The sequence below is a fragment of the Mixta gaviniae genome (assembly GCF_002953195.1).
Lineage (GTDB): Bacteria > Pseudomonadota > Gammaproteobacteria > Enterobacterales > Enterobacteriaceae > Mixta > Mixta gaviniae.
Genome location: NZ_CP026377.1, coordinates 2,312,187 through 2,333,541, shown reverse-complemented (window position 1 = coordinate 2,333,541; position 21,355 = coordinate 2,312,187). Strand labels below are relative to the sequence as shown.

Annotated in this window: 16 protein-coding genes and 1 pseudogene; 6 read left to right on the top strand and 11 right to left on the bottom strand. The window is 59.1% G+C overall.

From position 1 onward, the window contains the following. Positions 1-70 precede the first annotated feature (70 nt). Positions 71-3,973: an ATP-dependent RNA helicase HrpA gene (gene hrpA, locus C2E15_RS10835; protein WP_104959153.1), complete on the top strand. Its 3,903-nt coding sequence runs from the start codon at positions 71-73 to the stop codon at positions 3,971-3,973. Between the two features lie 122 nt (positions 3,974-4,095). On the opposite strand, the gene C2E15_RS10830 is transcribed toward hrpA, so the two are convergent. The 6 genes and pseudogenes from C2E15_RS10830 to rstA form a co-directional block, all read right to left on the bottom strand. Next, positions 4,096-4,911 (bottom strand): trypsin-like serine peptidase, encoded by an 816-nt coding sequence (locus C2E15_RS10830; RefSeq protein WP_104957374.1) that lies wholly within the window; start codon positions 4,909-4,911, stop codon positions 4,096-4,098. 120 nt (positions 4,912-5,031) lie between these two features. Continuing rightward, positions 5,032-5,112, bottom strand: coding sequence for a small membrane protein YdgU (ydgU, locus tag C2E15_RS22400; RefSeq protein ID WP_457920439.1), 81 nt, complete (start codon positions 5,110-5,112; stop codon positions 5,032-5,034). Positions 5,113-5,197: 85 nt separating this feature from the next. After that, positions 5,198-5,530, bottom strand: a pseudogene (gene asr / locus C2E15_RS10825) (acid resistance repetitive basic protein Asr); the annotation flags it as partial. Between the two features lie 168 nt (positions 5,531-5,698). Then, positions 5,699-7,183, bottom strand: a complete 1,485-nt coding sequence (locus tag C2E15_RS10820; RefSeq protein ID WP_104957372.1) for a carboxypeptidase M32 — start codon at positions 7,181-7,183, stop codon at positions 5,699-5,701. 18 nt (positions 7,184-7,201) lie between these two features. Next, positions 7,202-8,506, bottom strand: a complete 1,305-nt coding sequence (rstB, locus tag C2E15_RS10815; protein WP_104957371.1) for a two-component system sensor histidine kinase RstB — start codon at positions 8,504-8,506, stop codon at positions 7,202-7,204. Then, positions 8,503-9,228, bottom strand: a complete 726-nt coding sequence (gene rstA / locus C2E15_RS10810) for a two-component system response regulator RstA (RefSeq protein ID WP_104957370.1) — start codon at positions 9,226-9,228, stop codon at positions 8,503-8,505. Before rstA ends, rstB begins: the two co-directional genes overlap by 4 nt. A 178-nt stretch (positions 9,229-9,406) precedes the next feature. Between rstA and C2E15_RS10805 the strand changes: the two genes are divergently transcribed. Continuing rightward, on the top strand, positions 9,407-9,820 hold the full coding sequence (locus C2E15_RS10805) for a hypothetical protein (protein ID WP_104957369.1): 414 nt from the start codon (positions 9,407-9,409) through the stop codon (positions 9,818-9,820). Here the strand turns inward: C2E15_RS10805 and C2E15_RS10800 are convergent, their stop codons facing one another. Both C2E15_RS10800 and ydgH read right to left on the bottom strand, forming a co-directional pair. Then, complete coding sequence (locus C2E15_RS10800) at positions 9,821-11,212, bottom strand: amino acid permease (RefSeq protein ID WP_104957368.1); 1,392 nt, start codon at positions 11,210-11,212, stop codon at positions 9,821-9,823. Positions 11,213-11,422: 210 nt separating this feature from the next. Continuing rightward, complete coding sequence (gene ydgH, locus C2E15_RS10795) at positions 11,423-12,376, bottom strand: DUF1471 family protein YdgH (protein ID WP_104957367.1); 954 nt, start codon at positions 12,374-12,376, stop codon at positions 11,423-11,425. Between the two features lie 513 nt (positions 12,377-12,889). Between ydgH and pntA the strand changes: the two genes are divergently transcribed. Further along, positions 12,890-14,419 (top strand): Re/Si-specific NAD(P)(+) transhydrogenase subunit alpha, encoded by a 1,530-nt coding sequence (gene pntA / locus C2E15_RS10790; RefSeq protein ID WP_104957366.1) that lies wholly within the window; start codon positions 12,890-12,892, stop codon positions 14,417-14,419. 11 nt (positions 14,420-14,430) lie between these two features. Beyond that, positions 14,431-15,822 carry a Re/Si-specific NAD(P)(+) transhydrogenase subunit beta gene (pntB, locus tag C2E15_RS10785; protein ID WP_104957365.1) on the top strand — a complete coding sequence of 464 codons (1,392 nt, stop codon included), beginning with the start codon at positions 14,431-14,433 and terminating at the stop codon, positions 15,820-15,822. An 82-nt stretch (positions 15,823-15,904) separates the two neighbouring features. Here pntB and uspE read toward each other — a convergent pair whose 3' ends face one another. Together uspE and C2E15_RS10775 are read right to left on the bottom strand one after the other, a co-directional pair. Then, entirely contained in the window at positions 15,905-16,855 is a 951-nt protein-coding gene (gene uspE / locus C2E15_RS10780) for a universal stress protein UspE (protein WP_104957364.1), read from the bottom strand. A 117-nt stretch (positions 16,856-16,972) separates the two neighbouring features. Next, positions 16,973-17,725: a fumarate/nitrate reduction transcriptional regulator Fnr gene (locus C2E15_RS10775; protein ID WP_038626046.1), complete on the bottom strand. Its 753-nt coding sequence runs from the start codon at positions 17,723-17,725 to the stop codon at positions 16,973-16,975. 394 nt (positions 17,726-18,119) lie between these two features. Here C2E15_RS10775 and smrA point away from each other — a divergent pair, with 394 nt between their 5' ends. Beyond that, on the top strand, positions 18,120-18,683 hold the full coding sequence (gene smrA, locus C2E15_RS10770; RefSeq protein ID WP_104957363.1) for a DNA endonuclease SmrA: 564 nt from the start codon (positions 18,120-18,122) through the stop codon (positions 18,681-18,683). A gap of 40 nt (positions 18,684-18,723) precedes the next feature. Here the strand turns inward: smrA and C2E15_RS10765 are convergent, their stop codons facing one another. Next, positions 18,724-19,647: a LysR substrate-binding domain-containing protein gene (locus C2E15_RS10765; RefSeq protein WP_104957362.1), complete on the bottom strand. Its 924-nt coding sequence runs from the start codon at positions 19,645-19,647 to the stop codon at positions 18,724-18,726. 317 nt (positions 19,648-19,964) lie between these two features. Here C2E15_RS10765 and C2E15_RS10760 point away from each other — a divergent pair, with 317 nt between their 5' ends. Further along, complete coding sequence (locus C2E15_RS10760) at positions 19,965-21,287, top strand: MFS transporter (protein ID WP_104959152.1); 1,323 nt, start codon at positions 19,965-19,967, stop codon at positions 21,285-21,287. The last annotated feature ends 68 nt before the right edge of the window (positions 21,288-21,355 follow it).

Below are 21,355 nucleotides of genomic sequence, written 5' to 3'. Positions count from 1 at the left end.
GTCGGCGCTGACCGACGGCGCGGCGGCCATAACAGCAAGCAGAAGCCGCCGTGTGGAAAAGGTAATTATTATGTCTGTCGAATCAAACACATCGCCGATCGCGCCTTTCTGGGCGCGGCTGGAAAACGTAACGCTGCGCGACCGTCAGCGTCTGCAGCGCCGCCTGCACGGCGCCAAAAAAGTGAAAAATCTGGCGGCGCAGCAGGGCATCGCCGACGAGCTGGAAAATGAATTCGCGCAGGCGGAGCAGCGTCTGCAGCAGCGTCAGGCGCTGACCCCGACCATTCGCTTCCCGGAAAACCTGCCGGTCAGCCAGAAGCAGCAGGCGATCGCCGAGGCGATCCGCGATCATCAGGTGGTGATTGTGGCGGGCGAAACCGGCTCCGGGAAAACCACCCAGCTGCCGAAAATCTGTTTGTCGCTGGGGCGCGGGGTAAAAGGGCTGGTCGGCCATACCCAGCCGCGTCGTCTGGCGGCGCGCACGGTGGCGAACCGTATCGCCGAAGAGCTGGAAACCTCGCTCGGCGGCTGCGTCGGCTACAAGGTGCGCTTTAACGATCAGGTCAGCGACGCCACCCAGGTCAAGCTGATGACCGACGGCATCCTGCTGGCGGAAATCCAGCAGGATCGGCTGCTGATGCAGTACGACACCATCATTATCGATGAGGCGCACGAGCGCAGCCTGAATATCGATTTCCTGCTCGGCTATCTGCGCGAGCTGCTGCCGCGCCGCCCCGATCTGAAAGTGATCATCACCTCTGCGACCATCGATCCGCAGCGCTTCTCGCGCCACTTCAATAACGCGCCGGTGGTGGAGGTCTCAGGCCGCACTTATCCGGTGGAAGTGCGCTATCGTCCGGTGGTCAGCGATGTCGATGAGAGCGACCGCGATCAGCTGCAGGCAATTTTCGACGCGGTGGATGAGCTGGGCCAGGAGAGCAGCGGCGATATCCTGATTTTTATGAGCGGCGAGCGCGAAATCCGCGACACCGCCGATGCGCTGAGCCGGCGCGACCTGCCGCATACTGAGATCCTGCCGCTCTACGCGCGCCTGTCGAACGCCGAGCAGAATCGGGTATTTCAGTCGCACGGCGGCCGCCGCATCGTGCTGGCGACCAACGTGGCCGAAACCTCGCTGACGGTGCCCGGCATCAAATACGTTATCGATCCCGGTACCGCGCGCATCAGCCGCTACAGCTACCGCACCAAGGTGCAGCGTCTGCCGATCGAGCCGGTCTCTCAGGCGTCGGCCAACCAGCGTAAAGGGCGCTGCGGCCGCGTATCTGAAGGCATCTGTATTCGCCTCTATTCCGAGGAGGATTTCTTAAGCCGTCCGGCATTTACCGATCCGGAGATCCTGCGTACCAACCTCGCTTCGGTTATCCTGCAGATGACCGCGCTGGGACTGGGTGATATCAGCGCCTTCCCCTTTGTCGAAGCGCCCGATAAGCGCAACATTCAGGATGGCGTGCGGCTGCTGGAAGAGCTGGGCGCGATTACCGAAGAGGAAAACGGCCGCTATCGCCTGACGCCGTCGGGCCGCCAGCTGGCGCAGCTGCCGGTCGACCCGCGCCTGGCGCGCATGGTGCTGGAGGCGCAGAAATATGGCTGCGTGCGCGAAGTGATGATTATCGTCGCGGCGCTGTCGATTCAGGATCCGCGCGAGCGTCCGGTGGAGAAGCAGCAGGCCGCCGATGAGAAACATCGCCGCTTCGCCGATAAAGAGTCCGATTTTGTCGCTTTCGTTAACCTGTGGAACTATCTGCAGGAGCAGCAGAAGGCGCTCTCCGGCAACGCGTTCCGCCGTCAGTGCAAAGTCGATTATCTGAACTACCTGCGCGTGCGCGAATGGCAGGATATCTATACCCAGTTGCGCCAGGTGGTGCGGGAGCTGGGGATGCCGGTTAACAGCGAGCCGGCGCCTTACCGCGAAATTCATACCGCGCTGCTGACCGGCCTGCTGTCGCATATCGGCCTGAAGGATGCGGAAAAGCAAGAGTTCAGCGGCGCGCGTAACGCCCGCTTCTCTATCTTTCCCGGCTCGGCGCTGTTTAAAAAACCGCCGAAATGGACCATGGTGGCGGAGCTGGTGGAAACCAGCCGCCTGTGGGGTCGCATCGCCGCACGTATCGATCCGGAGTGGATCGAGCCGCTCGCGCAGCACCTGATCAAGCGCAGCTACAGCGAGCCGCACTGGGAGAAAGCGCAGGGCGCAGTGATGGCGATGGAGAAAGTGACGCTGTACGGCCTGCCGATCGTGAACGCGCGCAAGGTGAACTACGGGCCCATCGATCCGCAGCTGTCGCGCGAACTCTTTATTCGTCACGCGCTGGTGGAAGGCGACTGGCAAACCCGCCATGCGTTCTTTAAGGCCAATCAAAAGCTACGCAGCGAAGTTGAGGATCTGGAGCATAAATCGCGGCGGCGTGACATTCTGGTGGATGACGAAACGCTGTTCGCCTTTTATGACAGCCGCATCGGCCACGATGTGGTCTCCGCGCGCCATTTCGACAGCTGGTGGAAAAAGGCGAGCCAGCAGACGCCCGATCTGCTCTCTTTCGATAAAGAGATGCTGATCAAAGAGGGCGCCGATAAGGTCAGCAAGCTCGACTATCCCAACTTCTGGCATCAGGGCAACCTGAAGCTGCGCCTTAGCTATCAGTTTGAGCCGGGCGCGGACGCCGACGGCGTCACGGTACATATTCCGCTGCCGTTGCTGAACCAGGTGGAAGAGGCGGGGTTTGAATGGCAGATCCCTGGCCTGCGCCGCGAGCTGATTATCGCGCTGATTAAATCGCTGCCGAAGCCGGTGCGCCGTAACTTTGTTCCCGCGCCCAACTACGCCGAGGCGTTTCTGGGGCGCATTACCGATACCGACGTGCCGCTGCTCGACGCGCTGGAGCGCGAGTTCCGCCGCATGACCGGCGTCACCATCGACCGCGATGCCTGGCAGTGGGATCAGGTGCCCGATCACCTGAAAATCACTTTCCGCGTGCTGGATGAACATAACCGCAAGCTGAAAGAGGGCAAGGATCTCGCGGCGCTGAAAGCCTCGCTGAAAGGCAAGGTGCAGGAGACGCTGTCGAAAGTGGCCGATGACGGCCTTGAGCAGAGCGGCCTGCATATCTGGAGCTTCGGCGATCTGCCGGCACAGTTCGAGCAGAAGCGCGGCAACTACAGTGTGAAAGCCTGGCCGGCGCTGGTGGATGAAAAAGAGAGCGTGGCGATCCGCCTGTTCGACAGTCAGCATGAGCAGCAAAAAATGATGTGGCGCGGCCAGCGCCGTCTGCTGCTGCTGAATATTCCGTCGCCGGTGAAATATCTGCACGAGAAGCTGCCGAACAAGGCCAAGCTGGGGCTCTACTTTAACCCTTACGGCAAGGTGCTGGAGCTGATCGATGACTGCATTAGCTGCGGTATCGATAAGCTGATGGCGGAAAACGGCGGCCCGGCCTGGAAGGAAGCGGATTTCCGTGAGCTGCACGAGAAGGTCCGCGCCGGCCTGAACGATACCGTGGTGGAGATAGCGAAGCTGGTGGAGCAGATCCTGACGACGGTGTTCTCTATCAACAAGCGGCTGAAAGGGCGCGTGGATATGACCATGGCGTTAGGGCTATCGGATATCAAAGCGCAGATGAGCGGCCTGGTTTATCGCGGCTTCGTCACCCAGAACGGCTGGAAGCGGTTACCCGATACGCTGCGCTATCTGCAGGCGATCGAACGTCGGCTGGAAAAACTGCCGGTCGATCCGCACAGCGATCGCGCGCGCATGTTGAAGGTGGAGCAGGTGCAGCAGGCGTGGCAGAGCTGGCTGAACAAGCTGCCGCCGGCGCGGCGCGATGATGAGGATGTGCAGGCGATCCGCTGGATGATTGAGGAGCTGCGCGTTAGCTATTTCGCTCAACAGCTTGGCACCCCTTATCCCATTTCCGATAAGCGTATCCTGCAGGCGATGGAACAGATCGCCGGCTGATCGCCGCCGGCCGCATCGGCGGCCGGCGCTTTACTCGCTCGGCGGTGTTTTCTGCAGCGCCGCGCGAGCGAAGCGCCGCGATAGCCAGTCAACGACCCGCTAATTCTCCCGCCCGGGACTCTCTACTCTGCCGCCAGCGCCTCTAAATCGTCATGAAAGGCGGTGACGGCGATAGCGCGGTTGTCGGCGCGATAGCGGTCCGCCGCCGCCGGCGCGGAGCTTTGCACCGCAATCAGCCGCCAGCCGTCGTCGGTTTGCAGCAGCAGCGGCGAGCCGCTGTCGCCGGGCAGGGTATCGCACTGGTGCGACAGCACTGAACGCTGCGCCCAGCCGGTGATCAAACAATCGCGATGCGACCAGAGCGCATCCAGATGATCTTCCGGATAGCCCGCCTGGGTAACCTTACGGCCGGTGGTTTTCAGGGCGGCGCTGAGATCGCTGCGTGAGCCGTCAAACAGCGGAACCGGCGTAATGCCGGAAGGGGGATTGCGCAGTACGATCAGGCCGTAATCATAGGGCGCCGCGGCGGCAGGCACGATCCAGCCGTCGCCGTCAGCTTTAAGTTTCTTGCCGAGGCTGGGATCGACGCGCGCTTCAATATCATGAATTTCATAGCGCCAGCCATTGTCGCCGGCGATAAAACGCAGGGCGACCGGCTTATCCAGGCGGCCTGGGGGCGTCACCAGACAATGTCCGGCGGTCAGCGCCAGATGGGCGGAGATCAACGTTGCGCTGCAGAGGTTGCCGCTTGCGGTCTCCAGCTGCCCGATCGCCTCCCATGGCACGCTGGCGGCGTGATCGACCGGCTTACGGTCATCATGGCCGAAGAACAGCGTTTTGATCTCTTCAGGGCTCGGTCCTTCATCGCTGTCATCATCTGCATGCGTAAAAAAGGGAAAACAGAGCAAACCCACTACTAACACAGCCGTTATGCGCATATCTCTCTCAGGAAGGGGGAGAATGGTAAGAATAAAGGGTTAACACGCGTTACGCGTTAACTATAGTCGGTGAGAAACAAAAAAGGGAGTTTAATCCGGAATATCAGTACGCTACGACCGTCAAATATAGAAGCAGGCCGCAATTGCGCCACACAGGATCATGACGGCAAGGATGATTTCGAAACGATAGCGACGTACCATTTCCGTTACTCCAGGAAAAAACACCCGGAAGTCCGGGTGTTTGTTAGCTGTTCTTGTCAGGAGCTGGCTCCCGCCATTATTTTGCCGCTGATTTTACAACTTTTTTGTGGTGCTTTTTCGCAGCCTGCGCTTTCTGCTCGGCCGGTTTAGCGGCGTGTTTGTGATGCTTCTTCGCAGCCTGCGCTTTCTGTTCAGCCGGCTTAGCCGCTTTTTTATGATGCTTTTTCGCAGCCTGCGCTTTTTGAGCAACCGCTTTTTTATGCTTGTGATGCGCGGCTTTGTGTTCAGCTTTAGCCGGGGCAGCGGTGGTAGTGGTGGCGGCAGCGGCCGGTGCCGGAGCGGCGGTGGTCTCAGCTGCGAAAGCAACGGAAGAGATACCCATAGCAGCGGCTACAACCAGAGCAAATAATTTTTTCATTGCAAAACCCTCGAATGTTTCTTCATGTATTAGCCCACTGCGGGGCCGGTAGAGAGAATATAAAGAAACGCGGTCGGGCTTTCCGTGAGTGATTGGTATCGGCGTGTAACCTAATGTACAACGCGAGAAAACCGGCCTGCACAGAGGCGGCAGACCGGTACGGGCGCGCTAGCCGAGGTAGCGCTGCTCCAGATGACGACGGAAGTGCAGCGGGTTGAGATCTTCGCCGCTCGCCTGCGCGATCAGCTGTGCGGTCGGGAAGCGGCTGCCATGCTGCCAGATATTCTGCGACAGCCAGTCGAAGATCGGCTGCAATTCGCCCGCGGCGATCTGCTGGTCCAGCTGCGGCAGCGCACGGCGCACCGCCTGGAACAGCTGCGCCGCGTACATCGCGCCGAGCGTATAGGTCGGGAAGTAGCCGAAGGCGCCGTCGGTCCAGTGGATATCCTGCATACAGCCGTCGCGGTAGTTACCCTGGGTATCCAGCCCCAGGTAGCGCTGCATTTTCTCATCCCACAGCGCCGGAATATCTTCCACTTCGATATCGCCGCCGATCAGCGCGCGCTCGATTTCATAGCGCAAGATCACATGCAGCGGATAGCTAACTTCGTCAGCGTCGACGCGGATAAAGCCGCGCTTCACGCGCTGGTTCAGCCGCACGAAGTTATCAGGGGTCAACGCGGGCTGGTCGCCCATCTGTGCGGTCACCAGCGGCAGAATATGCTGCAGGAAGGGGGCGCTGCGCGACAGCTGCATTTCGAAAAACAGGCTCTGCGATTCATGAATGGCGGTAGAGCGCGCCAGCGCCACCGGCTGACCGCCCCAGGTTTTCGGCAGGTTTTGCTCGTAGCGCGCGTGGCCGGTTTCATGGATCACGCCCATCATCGCGCTGACGAATTCGTTTTCGTTATAGCGGGTAGTGATGCGTACATCCTCCGGCACGCCGCCGCAGAAAGGATGGGCGCTGACATCAAGGCGTCCGGCATTGAAATCGAAACCGAGCAGCTTCATCAGCTGCAGGCCGAGCTGACGCTGCGCCTCGATCGGGAACGGCCCCAGCGGTGTATCGACCGGCTCCGCCGCCTGTTTCTCCACTACGCGTTCCAGCAGTGACGGCAGCCACTGAATAAGATCGCCGAAGGTGGTGTCCAGCTGCGCGCTGGTCATGCCCGGTTCATAGAGGTCGAGCAGAGCGTCATAGCGCGAACAGCCCGCCGCCTGAGCGCGGATCTCCGCCTCTTCGCGGCTCAGGCGCACCACCTCTTTCAGGTTGGCGGCGAAACCCTGCCAGTCATTCGCAGGACGTTGCTGGCGCCAGGCGTGTTCGCAGCGCGAGCCGGCGATCGATTTCGCTTCCACCAGCGAGGCGGGCAGCAGCGCCGCCTGTTGCCACGCGCGCGTCATCTCCAGCAGGTTAGCCTGTTCCACATCGTTCAGCGATTCCTGCTGCGCCGCATCCAGCCAGGCTGCCACCCGGCTGTCGGTCAGGATCTGATGCTGCAGCACGCTTAGCTCAGCCAGCGCTTCGCCCCGCGCCTGGCTGCCGGCGGGTGGCATCATGGTTTGCATATCCCAGCCGGCGATGGCGGAGAGATGGCCAAAGCGCGACAGGCGCTGGAATGTCCGGGTCAGTTGTTGATAAGCCGATGTCACGCATATCTCCTTGATAAGTTAGGGATGGGTCGCTGTACTGCGCAAGGGTAGATCAACCGGCCAGCAAAAGCGAACGCTGGCGCCGCCGAGCGGGCTGCTGTCGATGGTCACGAAGCCGCCCAGCGCCTGCGCCACCGACTGCACTATCGCCAGCCCTAGCCCGCAGCCGCCAGTCGCGCGGTCGCGGCTGGGATCAAGCCGCACAAATGGCTCCAGCACCCGCTGGCGCTCCTCAAGCGGAATGCCGGGGCCATCATCCTCTACCTGCAGGCAGGCCAGGTTGCCGTCGAACCATAGCCCGACCCGCAGCCGCTGTTCGGCGTAGCGCAGCGCGTTATTGACCAGGTTGTCCAGCACGCGCTCCATCAGCCGGGTATCGGAGACGCCGACGTTATCGCGCTGGGGCAGATCGAGCGCGATATCATATTCGGGATGCACCGAACGGATATCGGCGATGCGCTCACCGAGCCAGGCGGCGAGATCTACCGACTGCAAAAATAGCTCCACCTGCGGCCGATCGAGCCGCGCGTAGGTCAGCAACTCCTCGATAAGGGATTCCAGCTGGCCAATATCGCGCTTCAGCGCGCTCGATTCCGCCGCGCTGAGGTTGTCGCTCATCTCCAGCCGATAGCGCAGGCGCACCAGCGGCGTTCTCAGCTCATGGGCGATGTTGTCGATCAGCTGCTTTTTACTTGCCACCAGCGTATTGATGTTGTCCGCCATCTGATTAAAGGCAACGCCGAGGCGCACCAGGCTTGAAGCGTTATCGAAATGGATACGCTCATCCAGATGGCCCTTGCCGAAACGCTGCGCCGCCGACTCCAGCTTCAGCATATCTTTCCAGTAGGGGCGCATCCAGATAAATACCGGCAGCGCCAGCGACATGCCGATAAACGCCAGCAGCGCGATATCCAGCAGCCGCATCTCGTGCAAATAGAAGAGATAGGGGATGGGGCCGACCGCCAGCACATAGTGGCTGCGCGGAATATGCTGCAGAAAGGTGTATTCGTCGTCCAGCGCCACAATCTCACCCGCGCGCAGACGGCGCATGCTGACCGGATCGAGCTGATATTTGCTCATCGGCTCGATATGCAGCTTAAACGACAGGTTCAGGTCGAGATTATTGATGGTTTTATTCCAGTCGCGCGGCGGGATCTCCCGCAGCTCGCTGCGCATCAGGTAGAGCGAGCTTTTCATCAGATCGTCCATCGACTGGCGTCCGGCGCGTTCGGCGGTGAATTTGTACACCAGGCCGACCAGCATGGTCATCACCAGAAAACAGACGAACAGCAGCAGATAAAACTGGATAAAAAGTTTTCTCATTCCGCGAGCGTATCCCAGGCGTGTGGCGCAAACAGATAACCTTTGTTGCGGATGGTTTTGATGCGATAAGGCTCGGTGGCGCTGTCGTGCAGCTTTTTGCGCAGACGGGAAATCGCCACGTCGATGCTGCGATCCATGCCGTCATAGCTCACGCCGCGCAGGGTTTTCAGCAACGCATCGCGATTAAGGATCTGCCCGGCGTGGGTCGCCAGCTCCCAGAGGAGATCGTAATCGGCGGTGGAAAGGGCGATAATCTCCTGGCCCAGCGTCACCTGGCGATTGAGCGGATCGATGGTCAGCGTGCCGAAGCGCAGCGCTTTCTGGCTGTTGACCACCGGCGCGATCTCGTCGTGATGCGAGGTGTTCGCCTGGCGCAGATGCAGGCGCAGGCGCGCCAGCAGCACCGCCGGCGGCGTGGTTTTCAGAATGTAGTCGTTAGCGCCCATCTCCAGCGACAGGATATGGTTCATATCGCTGTCCAGCGAAGTAAGCAGCACAATCGGGCCGGACCAGCTGGCGCGCAGGTCGCGACACAGGGTCATGCCATCTTTGCCCGGCAGCATAATATCCAGCATCACCAGGTCAGGCTGTTGCTGCGCAATTACCGCCTCGGCGCGGTCGCCACGGCTTTCCACAATCACTTCCAGCCCGTGACGACTAAGCCAGGCGGCAATCAGCTCGCCTACATCCGGATCGTCCTCGACAAAAACTATTTTATTCATGATGTAAAAATTAAGGCTGCGAATTAAACCAGCATATCCTTTTCAGATAATAACCACCATCAACGCCCGTTAAATGACGCAAGATGTATAGTACAACGCGGGGAAACTATGTCATTATATCTGAAGGGTTGTTAACCGAGGTTATCGCCCTTTTTTTCTGGCCAGGAGGAGAGTGAGGGTGTCAGATAAACAGCTGGCGTCAGCGGGCTTAAATGACCGTATCTGCTTCAATTATACCGATTTTCTTGCTGCATCCTGTAAAAAGCGCTGGAGCTTCGTCGATGCGATTTACGGCGTAATGCCGATCTTCGGCATGGTGACACGTAACCCGGCGGATTCGCAGCGGCCCCCTTCAGAGCGGCTGAAAGAATTAGCGTTGCAAATCATTTCAACGCAGGTTAGCGATGAGATTAATATCGCCCGGCTGATTACCTTAGCCGAGCAGCAGCATATCGCGCAGTTTGATATTTTATTGCCTTACCCGCTTTCCAGCGAGCAGCTTGATGCGATTCATCATGAATACCGCAAGCCGTTGTCGCTGTCCCAGCAGGAGGAGCGGCTGACCATTCAATTCCCAGCCGCCCCACACTGATTACCGCATTAACATCCAGGTCGCCGGGACGGCGCCGATCACCAGCAGGGTGATGGCGGCGCGCTCGGCCACGCTCAGCGCGGTTATCCCTCTGCCGCCGCGGCGGGCGAACAGAAACAGCAGCATCCCCGGCGCGTAGAGGATCACCGACAGCAGCAGATGCAGCGGCCCGGAGGCGTACAGCAGCCACAGGCCGTAAGCGCAGGCGCCCAATGCCACCAGCGTCATCTTCGCCTTGCCTTTGCCCCACACCAGCTTCAGCAGATAAGCGCCGACGAGGAAATAGGGCACCAGCACCATTTCCGAGGCGATGGTTAGCAGCGTGTTGTAATCGGAATTGGTCAGCCAGATCAAAATCAGGCAGACCTGCACGCTGCCGTTGGTCAGCCAGAGCGAGGCGGACGGCGCGTTATGGCGGTTCTGCTTGCTCAGGCTGCGCGGAAACGCGCCCTGCTGCGCGGCGATAAAGGGCACTTCCGCCGCCATAATCGTCCAGCTCAGGTAGGCGCCGCACACTGACACCACCAGACCCAGCGCGATCACCGCGTTGCCCCAGGAGCCGATCAGTTTGGTCATCAGGCCGGCCATCGACGGGTTACGCATCTCCGCCAGCTCGGCGCGCGGCACGATCCCCAGCGACAGCAGCGTCACCAGCAGATAGACGCTCAGCGCGGCCAACACCGCCAACAGCGTCGCCTTGCCGACATCGCGCTTGTTGCGCGCGCGCGCTGACACCACCACTGCGCCTTCAACGCCGATAAACACCCACAGCGTAATCAGCATGGTTTGCTTAACCTGCTCCCACACCGGTTTACCCAATTCCACGCCGGTAAAGTCGAAGCGGAAACGATCGAGATTGAAAGCGATAATCGCCAGTACCACGAACAGGCCGAGCGGCACCAGCTTGCCGAGCGTGGCGAGCAGGTTAATGCTGGCGGCAGTCTGCACGCCGCGCAGCACCAGCCAGTGAACCAGCCACAGCAACACCGATGCGCCGAGCATCGCCTGCCAGGTATTACCGTCGCCGAACACCACGTGGCCGGGCGAGTCGGTGAAAAAGCTTAACGCGGAGAAGACGATCACCAGATAGGAGACATTAGCGATCACCGCGCACAGCCAGTATCCCCAGGCGGAGCTGAAGCCTACCAGTTCGCCGAAGCCGTCACGGGCATAGGTAAAAATACCGCCGTCCAGTTCCGGTTTCAGGCGCGTCAGCAGCAGCATCGCCAGCGAAAGAAACAGAATGCCCGCGCCGGTAATCGCCCAGCCGATAAGCAAAGCGGCGGGACTGGCGACGGCCGCCATATTTTGCGGCAGGCTGAAAACCCCTGCGCCCAGCATAGAGCTGAGTACCAGCGCGGTCAGCGCGCTAAGGCCTAATTTTTTGTCCAAGAAACCGTCCTGAAACAGAATAAATAACCAGGGAACCGCGTTGCGGTTGACTTTTCATCAGGCGTGAAGCGAAAGAGACCTTCGTTTCCGCTGAAATAAGGCGGCGATTTTACGGAGTGCGGGGCTGCGGTGCAATGCGTGTCTATGCAAAAAGCGCTACAGATTATTCAGAATGTTACGGAGCGGCCGGGCGGCCGCTCCGGGTGCGGATTATTTGAACAGATCGGCGGTGACGGTCAGGTTGCCGCCGCTCTGGTTCTGCCACTGACGGGTGACGTGGTAGAACTTCGCGCCTTTCGCCGCGGCGCGTTTGGCCACCGCTTCGGAGATCTCCGTCGGCGTGCCGAAGTGGCCGGTGAAGGTCACGGTATCGAACGGCTGCATCTGCGCGGCGGTGATGGCATTCACTTCCTGAATCTCTTTGCCGTTCGGCAGGCGCACGGTGTAGCGCTCGCCTGTGGAGGTCTGCGTTTCGAAGAAGCGGCCTACCTTGTTGCTCGGCGTCTCGGAAGAGGCGACGCCCGGCAGCTCAACCTGCTTCGCTGCCGCGCCGCCGGCGGCCAGCGCCGCTTTGCCCGCGTCGGAGTTACGCGGAATGGCGTTCGGGCTCTGCACCTGACGTTTAGGCGCGTCCGCTTTATAGACATAGGCGGTAATGTACTGGTTGCCGCCGCTGTTGGCATCAATCTGGCGTACGATAAAGAAGGCGGCGGCGCCTTTCGCTTTCGCCGCTTTACCGATAGCGTCATTCACGTCAGGCTGGCTGCGGTAGAACCCGCTGACGGAAACAGTATCGTAAGGCTCCAGCGCATAAGCTTCCGCCTTCGGCAGCTCTTTCACGCCGCTGAAATAGCGGTAGCTGCGGCTATTGTCTGCTGTCGGCGCATCGGCGCGATAGAGATCGGCGGAAACACGCCAGTTGCCGCTGTTGCCGGTAGCGTCGGTCGTGCCAACCACATAAAAGGCGGCGGCGCCCAGCTCATCCGCACGTTTGGAGACGGCGTCGGTGGCGTCGCCGATGGAGTTGAAGCGGCCGGTAATATTGATACGTTCGAATGGTTTTAACGCGGCCGCTTTTTCTGGTGACAGCTCCTGCGCCGCCTGAGCGGTCAGCGTCATCGATGACAGCAGGGCGGTCACCAGAAGAGTGTTCTTCAGCTTCATAAAAATAATCCTTCGCCTTACGCAAAAAGTGAGTACGAAAACGTGCTGGACTCTTGATGTGTAACAGATTAGCTGCCGATTATTGCATGTAATAATGGCCGCTGTCTCAGCCAATTTATGCCATTCAGGCGCGCCGGTTTAATCATAAAACGGCGGCGCGGCCGGGCGCGATATTTACCGCGTTTTACGCTGCGCTTACCGCTTTAAACGATTGATGATACAACTTATTTAGTTAAGTTATTGTTAAATAAGGGTGAAAATTTGGCCGTTATGCTGTTTATCGCCCCCTGCGGCAGCAGGATATCACTGAAAAAAGGCAGTTTAACCGGTAAAAATAATGCAGACGCCGTTCCGGGCTGCATTTTTGCATGAAAAAGCATCCGAGCCCGGTTACGGGTAGATCATCAGACCCGGATTCAGTAGGTTATACACACTTTGATACAAAGTCCGAAGCGAACAGCGGATACCGTTCCCGCCGTTCTGGGTCATCACTAACCGATGAAAGGGAAAACTATGTTAATTGGAGTACCCAAAGAGCGGTTGCCCAATGAAGCCCGCGTGGCCGCAACGCCGAAAACGGTGGAGCAGCTGCTTAAGCTGGGGTTTAGCGTGGCAATCGAACAGCAGGCGGGCCTGGCGGCCAGCTTCGACGATAGTGCCTATCAGCAGGCAGGAGCCGCACTGGTCGATCGTCAACAGGCGCTGCAGGCTGATATCGTGCTGAAGGTGAACGCGCCCGATGATGAAGAGATCGCGCTGCTGCGCGAAGGCGCCACGCTTATCGGCTTTATCTGGCCGGCGCAGAACCCGGCGCTGATGGAGAAGCTGGCCGCCCGCAACATCAACGTGATGGCGATGGATGCGGTACCGCGTATTTCGCGCGCGCAGTCGCTGGATGCGCTCAGCTCGATGGCCAATATCGCCGGCTATCGGGCGGTAGTGGAAGCGGCACATGAATTCGGCCGTTTCTTTACCGGCCAGATCACCGCGGCGGGCAAAGTGCCGCCGGCGAAAGTGATGGTGATCGGCGCAGGCGTCGCCGGGCTGGCCGCCATTGGTGCGGCACGTAGCCTGGGCGCCATCGTGCGCGCCTTCGATACCCGCCCGGAAGTGAAAGAACAGGTAAAAAGCATGGGCGCCGAATTCCTCGAGCTTGATTTCAAAGAGGAGGCAGGCAGCGGTGACGGCTACGCTAAAGTGATGTCCAAAGCCTTTATCGAAGCGGAAATGGCGCTGTTCGCCGCTCAGGCGAAAGAGGTGGACATTATTATCACCACCGCGCTGATCCCGGGCAAACCCGCGCCGCGGCTCATTACCCGCGAAATGGTCGCCTCAATGAAGCCTGGCAGCGTGATTGTCGATCTGGCGGCGCAAACCGGCGGCAACTGCGAACTGACCGTCGCCGACAGGATCACGACCAGCGCCAACGGCGTCAAAATCATCGGCTATACCGATCTGCCGAGCCGTCTGCCTACGCAATCCTCCCAGCTTTACGGCACCAACCTGGTCAACCTGCTGAAGCTGTTGTGCAAAGAGAAAAATGGCGACATCGTTATCGATTTTGATGACGTCGTCATCCGTGGCGTAACCACGGTGCGCGCCGGCGAAATCACCTGGCCGGCGCCGCCGATTCAGGTCTCCGCTGCGCCGAAGGCGGCACAGCCCGCCGCCGCCGCTCCGGCCGTCGACGCCCGGCCCGCCTCGCCGTGGCGTAAATATCTGCTGCTGGCGCTGGCCATCGTGCTGTTCGCCTGCTTGGCGAACGTGGCGCCCGCCGCATTCCTGTCGCACTTCACCGTGTTCGCGCTTGCCTGCGTGGTGGGATATTACGTGGTGTGGAACGTCAGCCATGCCTTGCATACGCCGCTGATGTCAGTCACCAATGCGATTTCCGGGATTATCGTGGTCGGCGCGCTGCTGCAAATTGGGCACGGCGGCTGGGTCACCTTCCTGGCTTTTATCGCCGTGCTAATCGCCAGTATCAACATCTTCGGCGGCTTCACCGTGACTCAGCGCATGCTGAAAATGTTCCGTAAGAACTAAGGGGTAACAACATGTCTGGCGGATTAGTTACTGCAGCATATATTGTTGCCGCAATCCTGTTTATTTTCAGCCTGGCGGGGCTTTCAAAGCATGAAACCTCGAAGCAGGGCAATATCTTCGGCATGGCCGGGATGGGCATTGCGCTGCTGGCGACCATTTTTGGCCCCGATACCGGCAATATCGCCTGGATTTTACTGGCGATGGTGATCGGCGGTGCCATCGGCATCCATCTGGCGAAAAAGGTTGAAATGACCGAAATGCCGGAGCTGGTGGCGATCCTGCACAGCTTTGTCGGTCTGGCTGCGGTGCTGGTGGGCATCAACAGCTATATCGATCACGGGCCGGGTCTCGATGCGGTGATGCAGAATATTCATCTGACTGAGATCTTCCTCGGCATCTTTATCGGCGCGGTCACCTTTACCGGCTCGATCGTCGCCTTCGGCAAGCTACGCGGCAAGATTTCATCGCGCCCGTTGATGCTGCCGCATCGTCATAAGCTTAATCTGCTGGCGCTGGTGGTCTCTTTTCTGCTGCTGTGGACTTTTGTCAGCAGCGATAGCGTCGGGCTGCAGATCTTCGCGCTGCTGGTTATGCTGGTGATTGCGCTCGCCTTCGGCTGGCATCTGGTGGCGTCAATCGGCGGGGCGGATATGCCGGTAGTGGTTTCGATGCTGAACTCCTACTCCGGCTGGGCGGCGGCGGCGGCGGGCTTTATGCTGAGCAACGATCTGCTGATTGTCACCGGCGCGCTGGTTGGTTCATCGGGCGCCATCCTCTCCTACATTATGTGTAAGGCGATGAACCGCTCGTTTATCAGCGTCATTGCCGGCGGCTTCGGCACCGACAGCAGCGCCGCGGCAGGCGATGAGGATGAAAGCGGCGAATACCGCGAAATCAACGCACAGGATACCGCCGAGCTGTTGAAAAACGCCTCGACGGTTATCATCACCCCGGGCTACGGCATGGCGGTGGCGCAGGCGCAATATCCGGTCGCGGAGATCACGGAAAAGCTGCGCGCGCGCGGCATCAATGTGCGTTTCGGCATTCATCCGGTGGCGGGGCGTCTGCCTGGTCATATGAACGTGCTGCTGGCGGAGGCGAAAGTGCCTTACGATGTGGTACTGGAGATGGATGAGATCAACGATGACTTCGCCGATACCGATACGGTGCTGGTGATCGGTGCCAACGATACCGTCAACCCGGCGGCGCAGGATGATCCGCGCAGCCCGATTGCCGGCATGCCGGTGCTGGAGGTGTGGAAAGCGCAGAACGTGGTGGTGTTTAAACGTTCGATGAACACCGGCTACGCCGGCGTGCAGAACCCACTGTTCTTTAAGGAAAATACCCAGATGCTGTTTGGCGATGCCAAAGCCAGCGTCGAGGCGATTCTGAAAGCGCTGTAACGCCTGTCGATAAAAAAGCGGCCGCCGATTTCAAAAACCGGCGGCCGCATTATTTTCCCGTCAATAAACCGCATCCGCGCGATTAATCGTCCTCATCATCGTCCAGCTCAATGGACGAGGTAAAGTTATCGGGTTTGATCACCAGCAAATCGCAGCGCAGATGATCGATGACCTGCTCTGCGGTATTCCCCAGAAACGCGGCGGAAAGGCCGGTGCGGCCGATGGTGCCCAGCACCACCACGCCGGCGTTCAGATGCTCCGCCAGGTCGGGGATCACCTCTTCCGGCAGGCCTTTAGCGACATGGGTGAATTTTTCATCAATGGAAAATTTCTGCCGCAGCGCTTTCATCGCCACCAGATGCTGGCCGCGAATGGCGTCGTTATAGACGCTGGGATCGAAATCGGGCAGTTCGATAGCAATATTAATCGGGGTCACCGGATAGGCGCCCACCAGATGAACCTCGGTATGGTTCACCATCGCCGCCAGTTCGGTCGTTTCACGGATCAGCTTCTGATTTAGCTCATCATGATGCGGCTCTTCGCTGGCGAGGTTGACGGCGACGACCGCTTTGCCCTGTTCCGGCCAGGGCTGATCTTTCACCATCCACACCGGGCAGGGACATTTACGCAGCAGATGCCAGTCGGTCGGGGTAAAGATCACCGACTCCAGCCGATCGTGCTGGTGCGCCATTTTTAATACCAGATCGTGTTGCCCGGAAAGCACTTCCTGAATAATCGCCTCGAAGGGCCGGTTGTGCCAGACAACCTTGATGTCGATATCGACGCCGGCCTCAAGATAGGCGTGCGCCTGCTCGCGAATCCATTCTGTCCGTTGGCTGATCACCCCTTTACGCATGGTGGTGCGTTCATCGGGAGAGAGCAGGGTGGTCATTTCATAGGAAAAATCGTAGATAGGCAAAAAAGCCTTAATTTTCCCGCCGATACGCTGATTAAGGTAGACCGCCCGGCGTAATGCGGGCTGATCGTCCTGCTCAGGATCTATCGCCACCAGAATGTTTTGATACTTAACCATAACGGCTTCTCCTAACACCAGAGCGTGTCAGCTAAAGATAGCCCATTAACAGGTCAGGAAAAAGCGAAAAAGTTCTAGCCGGATCAACAAAATAACAAATAGTGACCCGGCGAGATATCAGGCGGCGCCGCGACTCTGGCCCGCCAGTTCGGCCAGCATCGGATGGTTTTCAATGGTGATATATTTGCCTTTCACCGCCAGCATACCGCTTTTCTGGAAGCGGCCCAGCAGGCGGCTGATGGTTTCCACCGTCAGGCCGAGATAGTTGCCGATATCGCCGCGCGTCATGGTAAGGCGGAATTCGCGCTGGGAGAAACCGCGCTGGCCAAAACGACGCGCCAGGTTCCAGATAAAAGCCGCCAGGCGCTCTTCGGCATTTTTCTTCGACAGCAGCAGGATCATATCCTGGTCGCCTTTGATTTCGCCGCTCATCAGACGCATCATCTGCTGGCGCAACGCTGGCATTTTGCCGGAAAGATCGTCTAGGGTTTCGAAAGGGATTTCGCACACCATTGAGGTTTCCAGCGCCTGAGCAAAGCTGGGATGGTGACCGGAGCCGATGGCGTCAAAGCCGACCAGGTCGCCGGCAAGGTGGAAGCCGGTAATCTGCTCATCGCCCTGCTCGGTAATGGTGTAGCTTTTAATGGTCCCGGAGCGAATGGCGTACAGCGAACGCAGCTCATCACCCGCTTTAAACAGCGCCTGACCTTTCTGAATCGGCTTTTTACGCTCGATAATGTTGTCCAGCTGGTCCAGCTCATGTTCATTCAGCGTGAACGGGATACAAAGTTGACTGATGCTGCAGTCCTGACAATGGATTGCGCATCCACCAGACTGTATACGACGAATGCTTCGTTTTTCCGGGATCATCATACATCCTCGACGATAATTGACTGAGGTCAATTTTAACATTCTTCGTGAGCGAAATGGAATGCATAAGCGCACTTTTAACCGCATAAAAATCAGGGATGTTATCAATCAACAACACCAATGTGATTATCGGGGTAAAAAATGTGCATTATTTTGTTAATCAGGGAAATCAATGTGTCCTGTGCGGCAGGGTTAAAGGAAAATACATTTTTAACACTTAACTAACCTGCTAAAAAATAACCTGGCGAATGGCGAAGAAAGCGGCAGCGCGACCGCCATCGGAAGGATTGTCGTCTGCCTTTGGCAACGGCGGGCTAATCGGTTAAAATTGCCGGGTCTCTGCAGTACTTTTCTTCGTGCATTGCCACGACATATCAGGCGTGAGGTAGGCCCCATGAACCTTGACGATAAAGATCTGTTTCGTGACGCCATGGAAGATGTCACTCCGCTGAAAGATTGCGCCAACGTTCACTGGCTGAAAACCGCGACGCCTAAAGCGCCGCGGCAGCCGGCGAACGAGGAAATGGACAATTTCCTGACCCGCGGCTACCTCGATATCGTGCCGCTCAGCCAACCTCTGGAATATAAAGCCGAAGGCATTCAGCAGGGCGTGCTGGATAAGTTGCGTCTGGGGAAATACCCGCTCGACGCCAGCCTGAACCTGCTGCGCCAGCCGGTGGAAAACTGCCGTCAGCTGCTGTTTGCCTTTATGATGCAGGCGCGTAACGATAGCCTGCGCAATCTGCTGATTGTGCATGGCAAAGGGCGCGAGGATGAATCCCACGCTAATATCGTGCGCAGTTATCTGGCGCGCTGGCTGCAGCAGTTCGGGGATGTCCAGGCGTTTTGCATGGCGCAGCCGCAGCACGGCGGCAGCGGTGCGATCTATGTTGGCCTGCGTAAAACGGAAAAAGCGCGGCTGGATAACCGCGAGCGACATGCGAAACGCAGCCGTTAATCCCATCTGTCGGCTGGCCTCCGCCAGCCGCTGAATCACGCTAACCGGAATGACATTTGCGAATGGTCGCCAGCAGAATTTCCGCGCTCAGACATAACGGGTGCCCCGAGCGGGTAATGATCCCCACCGGCTCGCCGGGGCCGTGCGAAGCGATCGGCAGCGCCGCCAGCGAATGGTGCAGTAAATCTTCCTTAACCGCGCCGGACGGCACAAACCAGACATAGTCATAGCGCAGCGCCAGCTGACGCGCCAGCGAAGTCGAAGAGGTTTCCACGCAGCTTGGCGGCAGCGTACAACCCTGTTCATCCATCATCGCCTGAGCGATGCGGCGCGGCGCGGTTCCTTCCGGCGAAATCACCACCGGCCATTGCAGGGCGCGCGATAACGTGACGTTGTCATTTAAAAGCGGATGCTGCGGGCGTACCACCAGCCGCAGCGACTCAAGAAACAGCAACTCATAGGCGAGGCCGGCCATCATATCGGCGTCCGCCATGCGTCCGATGCCAATATCAAATTCGCCCGCTTTCAGCCCTGCCAGCAGCACATTATTATGCAGCGTCGCCACCTGCACCGTCGCCTGTGGCTGCTGTTGATGAAAGCGATCAAGGATTTGCGGCAACATGCCCATTGCCGCCGTGGTTAGCGCGCCGAGCCGCAGCACCACCGGCCGATCGCCGATCGGGTTGGCAAACGACTGCCCGGCATGGTTCAGGGCATCCAGCACCTTCACTGCATGGGTCAGAAATTGCTCGCCGATAGTGGTAAGCTGCGCGCCAAGCCGCCCGCGCTCAAACAGCCGCGCACCGGTCAACTCTTCCAGCTCGTTCAGGGTTTTCGACAGCGCCGGCTGGCTCAGGCTGAGCGTTTCCGCGGCGCGCCCCAGCGTGCCTTGCTGTGCGACCGCAACGAAAGTATGTAAATGGCGCAGACGGATGCGCTGATTAAACAGATAGTTTTTGTCCATGAAGAGAGAGTAGAAAGGGCGAAGGAGATTAAGCAAGCGTCTCGCTGCGATTTTGTTAACTTAATTGCAAATTATCATTAACATTATCGTGATTTGGCGAGCAAATCGTCCGTTTCGCCACCGCTGAAGTAATTAAACGGCTGCGCGCCATAACTTTTTGGCATGAATCGCGCGCGTCAGCTAAGGGCGCGCCACGCGCCAGGTGAGAAAATTTCACTCAGCGGCAAAGTCATAGCCGCAAGCGGTTGCGTTTCGCTATCATAGGCCGTTTTTTTGACAGCACGCGGCCGCTGTTACGCCGCCACAGGGAGGAGATTCTGGACAGCATAAAGGCGATCGATGTTCGTCAGCGTATCAACCAGTATGGTCTCTGCGCCTTCCAGCGGCGCATTATCGCCCTGAGCTTTATTATCGTGGCGCTCGATGGCATGGACATCGCCCTGATGGGGTTTATCGCGCCCGCGCTGCGCGCGACCTGGCCGGTTACCAGTCATCAGCTGGGCATGGCGATCGGCGCGGCGCTGGTGGGGCTGGCGCTGGGCGCGCTGTTTGCCGGGCCGCTGGCGGATCGCTATGGTCGCCGCTGGCTCATCATCAGCAGCGTCTTCTTTTTTGGCGTCTGGACGCTGGCGACGGCGCTGGCGCAAAACATTGAGCAGATGATGCTGTTTCGCCTGCTGACCGGGCTGGGGCTGGGCGCGGCGATGCCTAACGTCGGCACGCTGGTGTCAGAATATGTCCCCGAGCGCCGGCGCGCTTTCCTGATAACCGTGGTGTTTTGCGGCTTTACCTTCGGCGCCGCCAGCGGCGGGGTGGCTGCCTCCTGGCTCATCCCCGCCTTCGGCTGGCATTCGGTGCTGCTGATGGGCGGCGTGCTGCCGCTGCTGTTGCTGCCGCTGCTACTGCGTTACCTGCCGGAATCGGTGCGTTTTCTGCTGGCGCAACAGGCGCCGGCGTGGCGCATCCGGGCGATCGTGGAAAAAATGTGGCCCGGCGCGACCTCGCCGCACAGCACCTTTCTCTATCCGGCATTAACTCAGGAAGCGGGCGCTATCGGCACCGTGCTGTCGGCGCGCTACCGTTTCGGCAGCCTGATGCTGTGGGGCGGCTACTTTATGGGGCTGTTTCTGGTCTACCTGATCGGCAGCTGGATGCCGGCGCTGATCGGCGATTTAGGGCTGAGCGTCACCGCCGCCGCGCTGATCACCGCGATGTATCAGGCGGGCGGCACGGTCGGTTCGCTGTTCGCCGGCTGGCTGATGGATCGCGTTAACGCCAACCTGGCGCTGGCGGCGATCTACTTTGGTGGCGGGCTGGCCGCTATTCTGCTGGGTTGCGTACCGGCGCAGCCGCTGCTGATGGCGACGATCGCCTTCTGCTGTGGATTCTGCTTTAACGGCGCCAATACCGGCATGAACGCGCTGGCGGCCAGCTACTATCCCACTCAGGCGCGCGCCACCGGCGCCAGCTGGATGCATGGCATCGGCCGCCTCGGCGCGATCCTCAGCGCGGTGGTCGGCGCGCAGATGCTGACGCTGGGCTGGTCGTTCAGCCTGATCTTTATGCTGCTGGCGCTGCCGGCGGCGCTGACCACGCTGATGCTGATAGCGAAACAGCGCTGGGGCGAAAGCGGCTTGTAAAGCGGGCGTGACAGCCGGCGTCGGGCGGCTTTCACCAGAGCGATCACAAATTTAACAAGATTTTCCCG